Annotated in this window: 13 protein-coding genes (1 of these 13 running past the window's edge); 12 read left to right on the top strand and 1 reads right to left on the bottom strand. The window is 59.4% G+C overall.

Annotated elements, in window-relative coordinates; all coding sequences use genetic code 11:
- Nucleotides 1-31 precede the first annotated feature (31 nt).
- The 12 genes from GA830_RS01870 to GA830_RS01815 all read left to right on the top strand — a co-directional run bounded on the left by GA830_RS01870 (nt 32) and on the right by GA830_RS01815 (nt 14,759).
- A complete protein-coding gene (locus GA830_RS01870; protein WP_195163442.1) occupies nt 32-661 on the top strand; it encodes a LysE family translocator in 630 nt (209 codons plus the stop codon).
- Between the two features lie 148 nt (nt 662-809).
- The gene (locus GA830_RS01865) at nt 810-2,063 is read left to right on the top strand and encodes an aspartate kinase (protein ID WP_195163441.1); all 1,254 of its coding nucleotides are present in this window, start codon (nt 810-812) and stop codon (nt 2,061-2,063) included.
- A 76-nt stretch (nt 2,064-2,139) separates the two neighbouring features.
- Nucleotides 2,140-4,410 (top strand): phosphoenolpyruvate--protein phosphotransferase, encoded by a 2,271-nt coding sequence (gene ptsP, locus GA830_RS01860; RefSeq protein ID WP_195163440.1) that lies wholly within the window; start codon nt 2,140-2,142, stop codon nt 4,408-4,410.
- Nucleotides 4,411-4,423: 13 nt separating this feature from the next.
- Nucleotides 4,424-5,503 (top strand): peptide chain release factor 1, encoded by a 1,080-nt coding sequence (prfA, locus tag GA830_RS01855; RefSeq protein ID WP_195163439.1) that lies wholly within the window; start codon nt 4,424-4,426, stop codon nt 5,501-5,503.
- Nucleotides 5,496-6,365: a peptide chain release factor N(5)-glutamine methyltransferase gene (prmC, locus tag GA830_RS01850; RefSeq protein WP_195163438.1), complete on the top strand. Its 870-nt coding sequence runs from the start codon at nt 5,496-5,498 to the stop codon at nt 6,363-6,365. The genes prfA and prmC overlap by 8 nt, the downstream gene beginning before the upstream one ends.
- Before the next feature lie 312 nt (nt 6,366-6,677).
- Nucleotides 6,678-7,496 (top strand): DUF4167 domain-containing protein, encoded by an 819-nt coding sequence (locus GA830_RS01845; protein ID WP_195163437.1) that lies wholly within the window; start codon nt 6,678-6,680, stop codon nt 7,494-7,496.
- 190 nt (nt 7,497-7,686) lie between these two features.
- Nucleotides 7,687-10,293, top strand: a complete 2,607-nt coding sequence (clpB, locus tag GA830_RS01840) for an ATP-dependent chaperone ClpB (protein ID WP_195163436.1) — start codon at nt 7,687-7,689, stop codon at nt 10,291-10,293.
- 470 nt (nt 10,294-10,763) lie between these two features.
- Nucleotides 10,764-11,399, top strand: a complete 636-nt coding sequence (locus tag GA830_RS01835) for a TetR/AcrR family transcriptional regulator (protein ID WP_195163435.1) — start codon at nt 10,764-10,766, stop codon at nt 11,397-11,399.
- Nucleotides 11,396-11,932 (top strand): GFA family protein, encoded by a 537-nt coding sequence (locus GA830_RS01830; protein ID WP_195163434.1) that lies wholly within the window; start codon nt 11,396-11,398, stop codon nt 11,930-11,932. Before GA830_RS01835 ends, GA830_RS01830 begins: the two co-directional genes overlap by 4 nt.
- Nucleotides 11,925-12,221 carry a DUF6958 family protein gene (locus GA830_RS01825; RefSeq protein ID WP_195163433.1) on the top strand — a complete coding sequence of 99 codons (297 nt, stop codon included), beginning with the start codon at nt 11,925-11,927 and terminating at the stop codon, nt 12,219-12,221. Before GA830_RS01830 ends, GA830_RS01825 begins: the two co-directional genes overlap by 8 nt.
- Before the next feature lie 452 nt (nt 12,222-12,673).
- The gene (locus tag GA830_RS01820; RefSeq protein WP_195163432.1) at nt 12,674-12,979 is read left to right on the top strand and encodes a hypothetical protein; all 306 of its coding nucleotides are present in this window, start codon (nt 12,674-12,676) and stop codon (nt 12,977-12,979) included.
- Between the two features lie 304 nt (nt 12,980-13,283).
- The gene (locus GA830_RS01815) at nt 13,284-14,759 is read left to right on the top strand and encodes a L,D-transpeptidase (RefSeq protein WP_195164714.1); all 1,476 of its coding nucleotides are present in this window, start codon (nt 13,284-13,286) and stop codon (nt 14,757-14,759) included.
- Nucleotides 14,760-14,780: 21 nt separating this feature from the next.
- On the opposite strand, the gene GA830_RS01810 is transcribed toward GA830_RS01815, so the two are convergent.
- Nucleotides 14,781-14,963, bottom strand: the 3' portion of a protein-coding gene (locus GA830_RS01810) for a M23 family metallopeptidase (protein ID WP_195163431.1). It continues 1,797 nt past the right edge of the window; only the last 183 of its 1,980 coding nucleotides appear in the window; the start codon falls outside the window, past its right edge; the stop codon is at nt 14,781-14,783.

The raw sequence follows: 14,963 nt of genomic DNA, 5'->3' as shown, positions 1-14,963 counted from the left end.
TAGTCGGATCCGACCGCGGAGTTTGCCTTCCATGAGTGATCATTTGAACCAGATTCTGCTCGTTTACGCCGCTTACCTGATTGCGACCGCGAGCCCAGGCCCCAGCAACATGGCGATTATGGGCGTCGCCATGGGGCAGGGCCGCGCGTCAGCGGTTGCGCTGGCGCTCGGTGTTTTCACGGGCAGCATGTTCTGGGCGACGCTCGCAGCTACCGGCATTTCGGCGGTTCTGGCCCATTATGCGCAGGCGCTTTTTTTCATCAAGATCGCGGGCGGATTTTACCTTATCTATCTCGCCGTGAAGTCGGCCAGATCCGCACTTACTGCGCGGCTGCCGCAACCGCTGGTCTCGGCGCCCACTGTCAGCAAAGCCGTGTTCTACCGGCGTGGCGTTTTCCTCCATCTCACAAATCCCAAGGCGGTGCTGGGCTGGATAGCCATCATGTCGCTCGGCCTCGGGCCCTCGGCGCCGGCTTACACCTTCCCCGCCATCCTGGCAGGATGCGGGCTGTTGGGGATATCGGTTTTCTGCGGCTACGCGCTAGTGTTTTCCACCGTTCCCATGGTTCGCGCCTATCAAAAATCGCGGCGCTGGATCGAGGGCACACTTGCGGTGTTCTTTGGCTTTGCTGGAATTCGCCTGCTGTTGTCCAGGGCATAGCACTCCACGTCGTCGCTTTTCAAAGCCCGTGCCTTGCGGGAATTTCCTGATTTGGCTATGGAAACCGCGACCTGCGCCGGCGCATTCGGCCGCGGCATCGTAACGGGAACCGGCTTCGGTCCAATTAACCGGAAGGCAATTCAGCTTCATGGCGCGTATCGTGATGAAATTCGGCGGCACGTCCGTCGGCGACATCAGCCGCATCCGTAACGTCGCGCGCCACGTCAAACGCGAGGTCGATGCGGGGCACGAGGTCGCCGTGGTGGTCTCCGCCATGTCCGGCAAGACCAACGAGTTGGTCGGTTGGGCTCGCGAAGCCTCGCCCATGCATGATGCGCGCGAATATGATACCGTTGTGGCAGCCGGCGAGCAGATTTCCTCAGGGCTTCTGGCGATTACGCTTCAGGGCATCGGCGTTGATGCACGGTCATGGCAGGGCTGGCAGATCCCCATACGCACCGACAACTCCCATGGTGCAGCGCGGATCCAGGAGATTGACGGTACAGAACTCATCAAGCGCTTTGGTTTCGGCCAAGTGGCGGTGATTTCCGGTTTCCAGGGTATCGGACCCGACAATCGCATCGCCACGCTTGGCCGCGGCGGCTCGGACACGAGTGCTGTGGCGATTGCGGCGGCGGTGAAGGCTGATCGTTGTGATATCTATACCGATGTGGATGGTGTCTATACGACCGACCCGCGCATCGAGCCAAAGGCCCGCCGGCTTTCTCGCATTTCATTTGAAGAAATGCTCGAAATGGCGTCACTTGGCGCCAAGGTTCTACAGGTGCGCTCGGTCGAGCTTGCGATGGTTCACAAGGTGCGCACCTTTGTGCGCTCGTCCTTTGAAGATCCTGATGCTCCGGGCATGGGTGATTTCGACAATCCGCCCGGAACGCTCATTTGCGACGAGGATGAAATCGTGGAACAGCAGGTTGTAACCGGAATTGCTTATGCCAAGGACGAAGCGCAGCTTTCTTTGCGCCGGGTATCTGACCGTCCTGGTGTCGCCGCCAGCATTTTCGGCCCGCTGGCCGAAGCAAATCTCAACGTTGATATGATCGTTCAGAACATTTCCGAGGATGGATCGTTCACCGACATGACGTTCACGGTGCCGTCGAGCGATCTTGACAAGGCGCTGGGAGTGTTGAACCGGATGAAGGAGACCATCACCTTCGACATGGTGCAGTCGGAAGCGGGTATGTCCAAGGTTTCGGTGATCGGTATCGGGATGCGCAGCCATGCAGGTGTTGCGGCAACGGCGTTCAAGGCGCTTGCCGAAAAGGGTATCAATATCCGCGCCATCACAACATCCGAGATCAAAATCTCCATTCTTATCGATGGAGCCTACACGGAACTTGCAGTTCGCACTTTGCATTCCGTCTACGGTCTGGATAAGCAGTAGACAGACGAGATTCCCATAGCGGCACGGTTTGGCGCTTCAAGGAGGGAAGCGCTACCCGAAGCCGTTGGAGAGCCCGATGCGTGATATGCCCGCTGGACCTCGCGTGCTTCTGAAACGGCTCCGCGAGCTCATGGCTGAGCCGCTGGAGCCACAGGAGAGGCTTGACCGCATTGTCCGTGAGATCGCCCAGAACATGGTGGCCGAGGTTTGCTCGCTCTACGTTTTGCGCGCGGATTCGGTTCTTGAGCTTTACGCCACCGAAGGTTTGAACCCCGGCGCGGTCCACTTGGCGCAATTGCAGCTCGGCCAGGGTCTGGTCGGCACGATCGCGGCGAGCGCGCGGGCACTCAATCTTTCTGACGCTCAAAAGCATCCTGCCTTCGCCTATCTGCCGGAGACCGGGGAGGAGGTGTATAATTCCTTCCTAGGCGTTCCGGTGCTGCGGGCCGGGCGCACGTTGGGCGTTCTGGTCGTGCAAAACCGCACCAAACGCATATACCGCGAAGATGAGACCGAGGCGCTGGAAACCACCGCTATGGTGATCGCGGAGATGATCGCCACGGGCGATCTATCGCGCCTGACGCGGCCAGGCCTCGAACTTGATCTCAGCCGTCCGGCAACCTTTTCGGGCCTGTCCTTCAACGAAGGCGTGGGTCTTGGCCACGTTGTCCTGCATGAGCCGCGTATAGTCGTCACCAATCTTTTCAATGAAGACAGCGACGAGGAGACGCTGCGGCTCGAAAAAGCGGTCAGCTCGCTGCGTCTTTCCATCGACGACATGCTGTCGCGACGCGATGTTGCTTTTGAGGGCGAGCATCGCGCGGTTCTTGAAGCCTACCGTATGTTCGCCAATGACCGGGGCTGGGTGCGCCGGCTGGAGGAGGCGGTGCGCAACGGACTCACGGCGGAAGCGGCTGTTGAAAAAGTGCAGAGCGATATGCGGGCGCGCATGCTGCACATGACCGACCCCTACCTGCGCGAACGCATGAGCGATTTCGATGATCTGGCCAACCGGCTTCTACGCCAACTCATGGGCCATGGACCAGAGCTTTTGGCGGCAACACTGCCGCGTGATGCCATCATCGTTGCGCGCTCCATGGGTGCTGCCGAACTGCTTGATTATCCGCGCGACAGATTGCGCGGGCTGGTGCTCGAAGACGGTGCTGTTACCAGCCACGTCGTTATCGTTGCTCGCGCCATGGGCATTCCGGTGGCAGGCCAGGTCAAGGGCGCCGTTTCCATGTCGGAAAATGGCGACGCGATCATCGTCGATGGCGATGAAGGCAAAATCCACCTGCGCCCGCAGCCCGATGTCGAGGCAGCGTTTGCTGAGAAAGTGCGATTCCGCGCGCGCCGGCAGGAACTTTACCGTGAGCTGCGCAACAAGCCTTCGACCACTCTGGACGGCACGCATATCGACCTGATGATGAATGCCGGTCTGGCGGTCGACCTTCCACAACTTGCCGAATCGGGTGCGGCAGGCATAGGGCTGTTCCGGACCGAGCTGCAGTTCATGGTCGCCGCTACCTTCCCGCGGGCCGAAGCGCAGGAGCGGCTTTACCGCGATGTTCTGGATGCAGCGCATAACCAGCCCGTCACCTTCCGCACCATCGATATCGGTGGTGACAAAGTGCTGCCCTATTTCAAGAGTTCTGCCCATGAGGAAAATCCTGCGCTGGGCTGGCGTGCCATACGTCTGACGCTGGATCGCCCAACGCTTTTGCGCACCCAGGTGCGCGCGTTGCTGAAAGCGGCAGGTGGGCGGGAATTGCGTCTGATGCTGCCGATGGTGACTGAGATCAGTGAGATCATGCAGGCGCGCGAACTGATCGACCGGGAGGTGCGACATTTGTCGCGCTTTGCGCATGATTTGCCGACCATTCTCAAACTTGGTGCGATGATCGAAGTGCCCTCGCTCTTGTGGCAGCTGGACGAATTGATGAAGACGGTCGACTTCGTGTCAGTCGGATCAAATGACCTGTTCCAGTTCGTTATGGCAGCGGATCGCGGTAATACTCAGCTTGCTGAGCGCTTTGACCCGCTGTCCGTACCGTTCCTGCGCGTGCTGAAGCAGATCGCGGATGCCGGTCACCGCACCGGGACATCCGTAACCTTATGCGGGGAGCTTGCGGGCCGGCCCATTTCCGCAATGGCGCTGCTCGGTATCGGCTACCGCTCGATCTCCATGTCTCCCGCCTCCATCGGCCCCGTCAAAGCCATGCTGACGGAGCTTCCGCTGGCCGAACTGACGACGCTTCTCGACCAGTCACTGGCGCATCCCAACGCGATGAAGAACATGCGTGCCGATTTGCAGGCCTTCGCTGCCGTCCACAATATTCCGCTTTAAAGTTTTTGAAATCATGATCAGTCTGCCCCGCGACCGTATGGACCAGGTAGTAAAGCGCTTCGATATGCTCGAAGCGTCGATGGCGACCGGGCCGGAACCTGAAGCCTATGTGAAAATGGCTTCGGAATATTCCGAGCTTCAGGAGCTGGTTGGCCGGATCCGGGAACTGCGGAGCGCCGAGGCTGAATTGACGGATCTGGAAGCAATGCTCTCAGACAAGTCCACCGATGCGGAGATGCGTGGTCTGGTCGAGGCGGATCTGCCGGGCGTGGAAGACCGCATCGAGGCGTTGCAGGCTGGCATCCAGCTTCTCCTCCTGCCGCGCGATGCTGCTGATGACAAGAATGCCATTCTCGAAATTCGCGCCGGAACGGGCGGCGATGAGGCGGCGCTCTTTGCGGGTGATCTCTACCGCATGTATGAGCGCTACGCGGGCGAACAGGGCTGGAAGTTTGAGATTGCATCTGCAAGCGATGGCGACGCGGGCGGGTTTAAGGAAATCATAGCCACCATTTCGGGCAAGGCGGTGTTTGCCAAGCTAAAGTTCGAGTCCGGAGTGCATCGCGTGCAACGCGTGCCGGCCACCGAAGCGCAGGGCCGTATCCACACATCCGCAGCTACGGTTGCAGTGTTGCCGGAAGCCGAGGAAGTGGATGTCGAAATCAAGAACGAGGATATCCGTATCGATACGATGCGTGCCTCGGGTGCGGGCGGGCAGCACGTCAACACGACCGACTCGGCAGTGCGCATCACGCACCTTCCCACAGGCATCATCGTCGTTCAGGCAGAAAAATCACAGCACCAGAATCGGGCACGGGCGATGCAGATTTTGCGTGCAAGGCTATACGATCTGGAGCGTTCAAAGCTCGCCGATGAGCGGTCTGAATCGCGCCGCGCCCAGGTGGGCACTGGTGATCGCTCTGAGCGGATACGCACCTATAATTTTCCGCAAGGGAGGCTGACCGACCACCGCATCAACCTAACACTCTATAAACTTGATCGCGTGATGATGGGTGAACTGGATGAGATCATCAATGCGCTCAGCGCCGATCATCAATCCAAACTGCTCGCGGACCTGGGCAGCAATGGCTGAAGCACACGCTTCGCTTGGCGCCCTGCTTGGCCATGCGCGGCGGCGTCTCAGCGTTTCCTTCATCGAAGACCCCGCCCTTGAGGCGCGGATGATCGTCGAACATTTTTCGTCGACCAGCCGCAAAGAAGCGATTTCCAATCCCGATATGCCGCTTCCCCCGCCGATTGTGGCGGCTGTTGCAAGCGCGCTCGACCGAAGACTGAACCACGAGCCGGTGCACCGCATTTTTGGGTTTCGCGAGTTTTACGGATTGCGGCTTTCGCTCTCGGCAGAAACGCTGGAACCACGTCCCGACACGGAAGCACTGGTGGAAGCGGTGTTACCGATCGTGCGCAAGACAGTCCTGAGCGTGGGTGGCTGCCGCATCCTCGATCTTGGCACCGGGACGGGCGCGATTGCACTGGCGCTCTTGAGCGAGGTTGCGCAAGCGGAGGCTACCGGTGTCGATATTTCTGTCGATGCGCTCGAAACGGCGGCCCGCAACGCGGCGGAAAATGGGCTGGAGTTCCGCTTCACCACGCTTTGCTCCGATTGGTTTGCGGACGTTTCCGGCGGCTATCATGTGATTGTCTCAAACCCTCCGTATATTTCGCAACAGGAGTTGGCAGAACTCGATCCGGAAGTCCGCCATTTCGATCCTTTGCGGGCGCTTGATGGCGGCAATGACGGCCTTGATGCCTACCGCGTCATTGCCCGCGATGCTGGTCTCCATCTTCTGCCCGGTGGCTGCGTGGCGGTCGAAATTGGCCACACCCAGAAGGAAGACGTAACCGCGATATTCGAACGCGCTGATTTGCGGCTTTTTGCAGCTTCGAAAGACCTGGCTGGAAGTGACAGAACGTTGATTTTCGAAATGAAATGAAGCGTTTGGAGGAGAATTAAAAAATACTTGGCATTGGTGGGGAATGTGTTTAGGGTCTTTTTACCGGATGAGACGAAGCAGGCAGTGCTGTTATCGATTCGGTTTCCGAAGACAAAGCTGCCTTCTGCGTGAACGACGCCTTAGCTTCGTGCGGGATCATCCGGCAAGTAAACGAACCGGAACGGGATGGATGTGACGCCAGCGCAAGAGATGCAGGCGAACACCGGTAGGACGGATGGAACGGCTGACACGTGACGTGCGCCGGCCACATAATTTTTTCAACGTAAAGCTCTACAACATGAAGAGAATCGGATGAGGCCACAACAGCAGAACCGTCGTATGCGCGGTCGCAATAATAATGGCGGCGGCAATAACAACAGTAACAGCAATAACAACAGTGGTAATAACAACCGCAAAGGCCCCAACCCGCTGACGCGTAACTATGAAAGCAATGGTCCGGATGTCAAAATCCGTGGATCAGCCCAGCAGATCGCCGAGAAATATACCACACTTGCTCGCGATTCTCACAGCTCCGGTGATCGCGTCATGGCTGAGAACTATCTCCAGCACGCTGAGCACTACAACCGCATCATTGCCGCCGCCCAAGCGCAGATGCCGGTTCAGCAAAATCGCTTTGACGGAGATGAGGAAGGTGGCGATGACGATATGGATATCGGCAACGCTAACAATCAGGGTTTCGGCAACGGCAACTCGCAGGGACAACCGAACCAACAGCGTTCGAACGAGGACAATGGCTCAGGTGACAATGGCTCGGGGCCTCAACCGGTGATCGACGGCACGCCAGCCGAAGTTGCTTATAACAAGCAGGCTTCTCAAAACAGGGAAGAACGCCGACCGCGCGCGCATGTTGCTAATAGCGGGCAGGGGACGGACGCCGAAGCTACCGTTGCTCCTATCGCCGATGCCGCTCAAGGTGGTGATGATGGCGAGGAGGAAAGACAGCAGCCAGCGCGCCGCCCGCGCCGCCCGCGCCGCCCGCGCATCGAGCAGAATGCCGGTGCCAGCAATAACGAAACGCCTGGCAATGATGCGCCAGCGCCTGAACCCGTCGCGGCTGCCGCGTCGGAGGCTCCGGCTGAAAAGCCACCGCTGGTGACATCCGACAGCTGAGCCAGAATTTTCGGGATATAGTTTGAACGGCGGGGGCTTTCAGTCTCCGCCGTTTTTGTTGGTGGCTAACACTCTTGAGGATTGTCGCGCCATCACCATATGTTTCTCAACGGCTTGGCTTATAAAGCAGGTCCGTCACCGCAACGGATCCGGTGCCGCTAAGCGGGCTGGTGACGATAGGAGACAGTGAATGAACCTCGAAAAATATTCAGAACGCGTGCGCGGTTTTATCCAGTCGGCACAGACGGCCGCATTGTCGCGCAATCACCAGCAGTTTACGCCCGAGCACATGCTCAAAGTGCTGGTTGATGATGAGGAAGGGCTGGCCGGATCTCTGATCGACAGCGCCGGTGGCCGGTCCGCCGATGTGCGGCTTGCCGTTGATGCAGCACTCAATGCTATGCCGAAGGTTGAGGGTGGCAATGGCCAGCTTTATCTGGCGCAGCCGACGGCGAAGGTTTTTTCTACCGCCGAAGAGCTTGCAAAAAAGGCGGGCGATAGTTTCGTTACGGTGGAGCGCTTGCTGAGCGCGCTTGCTGTCGAGAAATCGGCGAAAACATCTGACATTCTGGCAAAGGCCGGTGTGACGCCGCAATCGCTCAATTCGGCAATTGAGGCTATTCGCAAAGGGCGCACCGCAGATTCTGCCAGTGCCGAGCAGGGCTATGATGCGTTGAAAAAATATGCGCGTGATCTCACTGCCGATGCACGCGCTGGCAAGCTTGATCCGGTGATTGGCCGCGATGATGAAATTCGCCGCACCATCCAGGTTCTGTCGCGGCGCACCAAGAACAATCCGGTGCTGATTGGCGAGCCGGGCGTCGGCAAGACCGCGATCGCGGAAGGCCTGGCGCTACGCATCGTCAATGGAGATGTGCCAGAAACGCTGAAAGACAAGCAATTGATGGCGCTCGATATGGGCGCGCTGATTGCGGGTGCCAAATATCGTGGCGAGTTTGAAGAGCGGTTGAAGGCGGTTCTATCGGAAGTCACGGCGGCTGCGGGCGGTATCATCCTGTTCATTGACGAAATGCACACGCTGGTGGGAGCCGGTAAGGGCGAAGGCGCGATGGATGCCTCCAATTTGTTGAAGCCGGCACTTGCGCGCGGTGAACTGCACTGCGTCGGCGCCACGACGCTGGATGAATATCGCAAGCATGTGGAAAAGGATGCCGCATTGGCGCGGCGTTTCCAGCCGGTTTTTGTCAATGAGCCGAGTGTCGAAGACACGGTTTCCATTCTGCGCGGGCTGAAGGAAAAATACGAGCAGCACCACAAGGTGCGCATTTCGGATTCGGCCCTGGTGGCTGCGGCCACGCTTGGCAATCGCTACATCACCGATCGGTTCATGCCAGATAAGGCGATTGATCTGATGGATGAGGCGGGGTCGCGCCTGCGGATGCAGGTTGATTCCAAACCCGAAGCGCTCGACGAGATTGACCGGCGCATCATGCAGCTCAAGATCGAGCGTGAAGCGCTCAAAGTTGAAACAGATGATGCCTCGAAAGACCGTCTTGGCCGGTTGGAGCAGGAACTGACTTCGCTCGAGGAAGAATCAGATGGGCTTAGCGCCGTCTGGATTGCGGAAAAGGCCAAGCTTGGGCTTGCCGCAGATCTGAAGGGCGAACTGGATGATGCCCGCAATGAGCTGGCTATTGCCCAGCGCACCGGCGAGTTTCAGCGCGCGGGCGAGCTGGCCTACGGCAAGATTCCTGATCTGGAAAAGAGGTTGGTGGATGCAGAGGCGCAGGATGGCAAGGGCGGCATGGTCGAAGAGACCGTAACGCCAGACCATATCGCGCATATTGTGTCGCGCTGGACCGGCATTCCGGTTGACCGGATGCTGGAAGGCGAACGCGACAAGCTTTTGCGCATGGAAGATGCGCTGGCGAAACGCGTTGTCGGGCAGGGCGAGGCGGTTCAGGCGGTGTCGAAAGCTGTGCGCCGCGCGCGTGCCGGATTGCAGGACCCCAACCGACCGATCGGCTCTTTCATGTTTCTTGGGCCAACGGGCGTTGGCAAAACAGAGCTGACCAAGACGCTTGCCAACTTCCTGTTTGATGATGACAGCGCGATTGTGCGGCTGGATATGTCGGAATTCATGGAAAAGCACTCAGTCTCGCGGTTGATCGGCGCGCCTCCCGGCTATGTCGGCTATGAGGAAGGCGGCTCGCTGACTGAGGCTGTGCGTCGCCGGCCCTATCAGGTCATTCTTTTCGACGAGATCGAGAAGGCGCATCCGGACGTCTTCAACGTGCTGTTGCAGGTGCTGGACGATGGGCGCTTGACGGACGGGCAGGGCCGCACGGTCGATTTCCGCAACACGCTGATCATCATGACCTCCAATCTGGGCTCCGAATATCTGGTTGGGCTTGGCGATGACGAGAATGTCGACGTTGTGCGCGATACGGTTATGGGTGTTGTGCGCACGGCGTTCCGGCCTGAATTCCTGAACCGCATTGATGAGGTGATCCTGTTTCACCGTCTGCGCCGTCAGGATATGGGTGCGATTGTGCAAATCCAGCTCGAAAGGCTGGAAAAGCTGCTGGTTGACCGCAAGATCAAGCTGTCGCTCGACGATGAGGCAATCAACTGGTTGGCCAATAAGGGCTATGATCCAGCCTATGGCGCACGCCCTCTCAAGCGGGTGATGCAAAAAGAGCTTCAGGACCCGCTGGCAGAAAAAATCCTGCTCGGCGAAGTGCTGGATGGCTCGAAGGTCAAGGTGACGGCCGGATCAGACCGGCTGAATTTTCGGGCGAAACCGCGGGACTTGGAGCCGGCTGAGGCGGCCTGAGGCAGAGCCGACCCGCGCCCCCCGCCGGCCTACCGGCGGGAGCGTTCGACATTGAGGCAAGGGCCATCCTGCCGGAACGACGAAGCGGCGACTGCATTAGTCGACATACGCAACGCCCAGAAGGTGAAGAACAGTGCTTCTCAAAATGATCGCGCTGCACGACCGCCGGCGCGATCATTCCGGGGGGCTACGCGCTGATTTCCGCCGCGCTGATCGTGGTCAGTCTGGGGGTCTTCTTTGGCTTCGTGTTCCCGGAAACCAGCAGACCGCGAACTGGATCCAGTTCGCCGCCAACTGGGAGGACCTGCGCCTGAGCTGGGAATACGGTCATGCCACCAATGCGGGGGCATTTTGTGGCTCTGCTCGCCACTGGTCGTTCTCTCATCGGTCGCCAACGTTTGCCATGGCAAGCTGCCTTGTGGTCGATCGCACTGGGTTGACTCATACCGACCGGATGGTATGAATTGCAAATGGCTAGACCGACCAAACATTCTCCTGAACGCGGCGACGCACGGACACGGCTGCTTAAGGCGGCGCGGGATGTCATCCGCGCCAAGGGCTTTGCGGCAACCAGCGTCGATGATCTTTGCAAAACGGCGGAAGTCACCAAGGGCGCCTTCTTTCACAGCTTCGGCAGCAAGGAAGCTCTGGGTGTTGCAGCGGCGGAATTCTGGCAAGAGACCACCACAGAATTCTTCGCTGCAGCACCTTATCACGAAGCCACTGGCGCGTTGGAGCGCGTGCTCGCCTATGTGGCTTTCCGCCGGGCCATTATCGGTGGCGAGATTGCCGAATTCAGCTGCCTTGTCGGAACCATGGCGCAGGAGGTATTTGCGACATCGGCGGATATTCGCGATGCCTGTGGCCGCAGCATTTTCGGCCATGCCGCAACGCTGGAGGCCGATGTAGAAGCGGCGCGGCGCGAACGGGGCATCGACGATGGCTGGACCGCCGCCAGCCTGGCCCGGCACACCCAGGCCGTTCTCCATGGCGGCTTCCTCCTCGCCAAGGCCGGCAACGATTCCGAGCTGGCGCGGGAAAGTCTTGACCATCTGGATCGCTACATCCGGCATCTGTTTCATCTCACGCAGGAAGAGGCATCATGAGCAAGTTCACTCATATTGGCTGCGCGTGCGGCAAAACCCGGCTGGAAGTGCAGGGCGAACCAATTCTGGTCTCCGAATGTCTGTGCAACAGCTGCCGGCAGGCAGCAGCGCGGCTGGCAAAGCTGCCGCGGGCGCCCAACATTCTCACTTCCCATGAAGCCACCGCCAGCGCCGAATACCGCAAGGACCGCATCCGGTTTGTCTCCGGCAGGGAGCATCTGGCCGAGTTCCGGCTCGTGGCCGACGCCGGCTCGCGCCGCGTGGTTGCCACCTGCTGCAACACGCCGGTGCTTCTGGAAATGAAAGGCGCGCACTGGCTGAGCCTCTATCTGCACCTGTGGCCGGAATCCTCGCGACCGGCGATCGATATACGCACCATGGTCAGCGATTTACCCGACGCTTCACACCTGCCGGACAACGTGCCGAACCTGAAAACCCACACCGTCTCATTTTACATGAAGCTGCTGTGGGCCTGGATCGGAATGGGTTTCAGAAATCCGAAAATCGAAGTGGCGAGGACGGTCGATGCCTGAGGACAAGGTTGAAATCGAGAGCATCACCACACCGGGCCGTACCGAGCGGGTCAGCCGGGCAAAATATATGGCGATGCGCGATGCGTTGCTAGCGATCTTGCCCGATGCATCACCCGGGCTGACGGTGGCTGACGCGCGCACCGCTTTATTGCCGCATCTGCCGGAAGACCTGTTCCCGCAAGGTGCCACCGCCGGCTGGTGGCTGAAGGCCGTACAGCTTGATCTCGAAGCAAAGAAAATCATCAAGCGCGCCGAGAGCAAGCCGGTTCAGCTTTATAGATGCGGATAAGCGTGGTTGCGAGAGTCATCATGATATTTAAACCAGTAAAAACAGTACCCTAAATAATATCCGCTCCTTTCAACGACCCAAATCTATCCACGCCCTTCCACCCGCCCGCATAATTCCCTCGCGTCCTGCACGTGGGAACCCTGGTTGCGCACCAGGTGGCCAGGGGCAGGGCGACGGTGCCGGGCTGGTGGAACTGTGGTGGTTCTGCTGGGTGATGAGCCCCTAAGCCTGGGTCCTGCCGCTGCGGTGAGAGCTTGAACGCGCCCGCAGCACCATGACAGGACAAGCAGCCGGCGGGGCGTCGGGAAGGCGCCAATAAAATCATAAAAAGAGGTGCCGAGCCGCGCCCCGCTTCCCCACTTATCAATCCGGCTGGTGCGCCAGTTCGGCGGGCGAAGCCTTGCCGTGCCGGGGGAACGCGGCTGTTCAACTCCAGACAAAGGAACGAAGCCATGGCGACCAAATTCGAAACCTACCCACCCAAAAAACCCCGGCCGCTCCAGAAGATCGCCGGCCATGAAATGCGTGCCGGCGCCTACGACATCCTGCTGATGCTGTTTCGAATCGCCGCCGCGCATGACGATGCGCCCCAACGCTGCCGCAACCGCGAATGCCGTGGCAAGACGCGCTGCATGGCAGGCTTTCGAACGCCCGATCGCCCCGCCTGCGATGTGCCGCTGACGCGTGCCGGTGAAAGCACGCTGAATGCGCTGCTCGATTTCGTCATGATGTTGAACCCGGATCACCGCGGCTTGTGAGATGGCTCTCGCTTTGCATGGGGTGTGAAAGTGGCCAGCGGTGTTGTTCGTTCACGCGGGCGGTGCCGCGCCCGCTCCCACTCACTGGCCGGACGGCATTCGGTCCGGCGGGCGAAGCAGCCTTTCTATACCACGAGACCGAAGACCAGGAACGAATGGCGGCGGCTCGCGTTCTATCTTGCCTTCACGATTTGTTTCGCAGTTGGCCATTTTCATGCCCGGTTCATGTTTGATGGTCCATTTTTAAGCGTGCCGTGGCGGCAGATCCGCTTGTGGCGAAGCGCGGGATAGAGAATTGGCAGACATGCTAGGCAAATTGTTGTTCGTTTCGGTGGTGGTGGCAGGCGCTGTGCCTCTGCAGGCGCACGCTCGCGAAAGTGTGTCGCCTGCAATTATGCAGCCTTCGCGCTCGGTTGAGCTGCAACTGGCGCAATCCGGCGATCTTGAGGTCTACTATGATGGTCTTGGCCGGCGGGTGTTGATCGATCCCTATACGGGTGAAATTCTCTCGATCCAGAGACCGCGGCGTGGGAATGCCCGACCGGCGCGCCGGCAGCCGCCGCGTGACCGCTATTATCTTGATGACCCCGAGGATATGACGCGGCTGCGGCAGGATCGTATGCGTCAGCTCGGGCGCGCGGCACCCGAGGGCGAATTTGCGGCACCGGAAGATCCGTACGGACGCGAGCCCGCCTACCAGGAAGCATTTCCGGAAGCGCCTCCACCGGGTGTGCGCAAGCCCGCGGCGCAACCGCGTACAGTTACCCGCGGTCCGGTCAAGCGCCAGCCACTGGCCCCCGCCATTCAACGGGATGTCGATACCTACGAGCCCACAGTGGAAGCCTCGATTCCCGGCGAGCAGCCCTCTGATGTGATTGTCGAGCCGACCAACCCGGCCTCGGCGCCGGCTGCAATCGAACCCCCGGTCACGTCGAAGGCGCGTATCGAAGTTGCCGAGTTGCAAGTGCTGCTCGACCGCAAAGGCATTTCACCCGGCGTGATCGATGGTCATTTCGGGGGGAATGTGGATAAGGGTCTTGCTGCCTACCGCGAGGCTACAGGGTTGGTGCTGCGTTCGACTGATGCGGCTGGGATCAAGAAGGCGCTGGCCGATAGCGGCGGTGATGCTTTCACCAGCTATACGATTTCGGCTGAAGATGCGGCAGGGCCTTTCGTTGCCTCTGTGCCGTCCGATTACGGCGAAAAGGCCAAACTGGACCGGCTGAGTTATACCTCGGTTATCGAAATGCTGGCTGAACGCTTTCATATGGATGAGCGCTATCTCAAAGCGCTGAACCCAAGCGCGAATTTCGGGCGTCCCGGTACGATGATCCGCGTGGCCAATGTTGGCGGCGCGGTGAAGACGCCGGTGGCTCGAATCGTTGCCGACAAGAGACAGAAGCAGGTTCGCGCCTATGATGCGGGTGGCAAGCTGGTTGCTGCCTATCCCGCGACCATCGGCTCGGGCGATACGCCTTCGCCAACGGGGACGCATACGGTGGCGCGCATCGCGATCAATCCGGAATATACCTACAATCCGAAGATCAACTTCAAGCAGGGTGAAAACCACGACATCCTCAAGATACCGCCCGGTCCCAATGGACCTGTCGGCAGCGTTTGGATTGCGCTTTCAAAGCCAACCTATGGCATCCACGGTACGCCCGATCCGTCAAAGATTGGAAAGACCGAGAGCCATGGCTGCGTGCGGCTAACCAACTGGGATGCCCAAGAACTGGCCAAAATCGTCAAGGCTGGTGTTTCCGTTGAGTTTCTGGAGTAGGCGCACGTCGCGCCTTCCCCGTCAGGAGGACGACAGTTTTGCCGAGGCGACCTTCAAGCTGTCGCCGTCCTTCTGTTCCAGCAAGTCGTCGATGCGCCTGCGCTCGCGCTTGTAGGCTTCAAGTTCCTTGCCCTTGAGCGTGCGACCCACCGGCAGACGCACTCGCATCGGGTCCACCTTGGTGCCGTTCACGACCAGCTCGTA

This window comes from Mesorhizobium sp. NBSH29, from assembly GCF_015500055.1.
Taxonomy (GTDB): domain Bacteria; phylum Pseudomonadota; class Alphaproteobacteria; order Rhizobiales; family Rhizobiaceae; genus Neomesorhizobium.
The sequence above is the reverse complement of the archived record's forward strand: the minus strand, read 5'-3'. Positions and strand labels throughout refer to the sequence as shown.

What these genes read in the sequence shown, in the direction of transcription:
- GA830_RS01865 (WP_195163441.1), top strand. Translation starts at nt 810, where the DNA reads ATGGCGCGTATCGTGATGAAATTCGGCGGCACGTCCGTCGGCGACATC.
- GA830_RS01820 (WP_195163432.1), top strand. Translation starts at nt 12,674, where the DNA reads ATGGCGACCAAATTCGAAACCTACCCACCCAAAAAACCCCGGCCGCTC.
- clpB (WP_195163436.1), top strand. Translation starts at nt 7,687, where the DNA reads ATGAACCTCGAAAAATATTCAGAACGCGTGCGCGGTTTTATCCAGTCG.
- ptsP (WP_195163440.1), top strand. Translation starts at nt 2,140, where the DNA reads ATGCGTGATATGCCCGCTGGACCTCGCGTGCTTCTGAAACGGCTCCGC.
- GA830_RS01845 (WP_195163437.1), top strand. Translation starts at nt 6,678, where the DNA reads ATGAGGCCACAACAGCAGAACCGTCGTATGCGCGGTCGCAATAATAAT.
- GA830_RS01815 (WP_195164714.1), top strand. Translation starts at nt 13,284, where the DNA reads ATGCTAGGCAAATTGTTGTTCGTTTCGGTGGTGGTGGCAGGCGCTGTG.
- GA830_RS01825 (WP_195163433.1), top strand. Translation starts at nt 11,925, where the DNA reads ATGCCTGAGGACAAGGTTGAAATCGAGAGCATCACCACACCGGGCCGT.
- prmC (WP_195163438.1), top strand. Translation starts at nt 5,496, where the DNA reads ATGGCTGAAGCACACGCTTCGCTTGGCGCCCTGCTTGGCCATGCGCGG.
- GA830_RS01835 (WP_195163435.1), top strand. Translation starts at nt 10,764, where the DNA reads ATGGCTAGACCGACCAAACATTCTCCTGAACGCGGCGACGCACGGACA.
- GA830_RS01830 (WP_195163434.1), top strand. Translation starts at nt 11,396, where the DNA reads ATGAGCAAGTTCACTCATATTGGCTGCGCGTGCGGCAAAACCCGGCTG.
- prfA (WP_195163439.1), top strand. Translation starts at nt 4,424, where the DNA reads ATGATCAGTCTGCCCCGCGACCGTATGGACCAGGTAGTAAAGCGCTTC.
- GA830_RS01870 (WP_195163442.1), top strand. Translation starts at nt 32, where the DNA reads ATGAGTGATCATTTGAACCAGATTCTGCTCGTTTACGCCGCTTACCTG.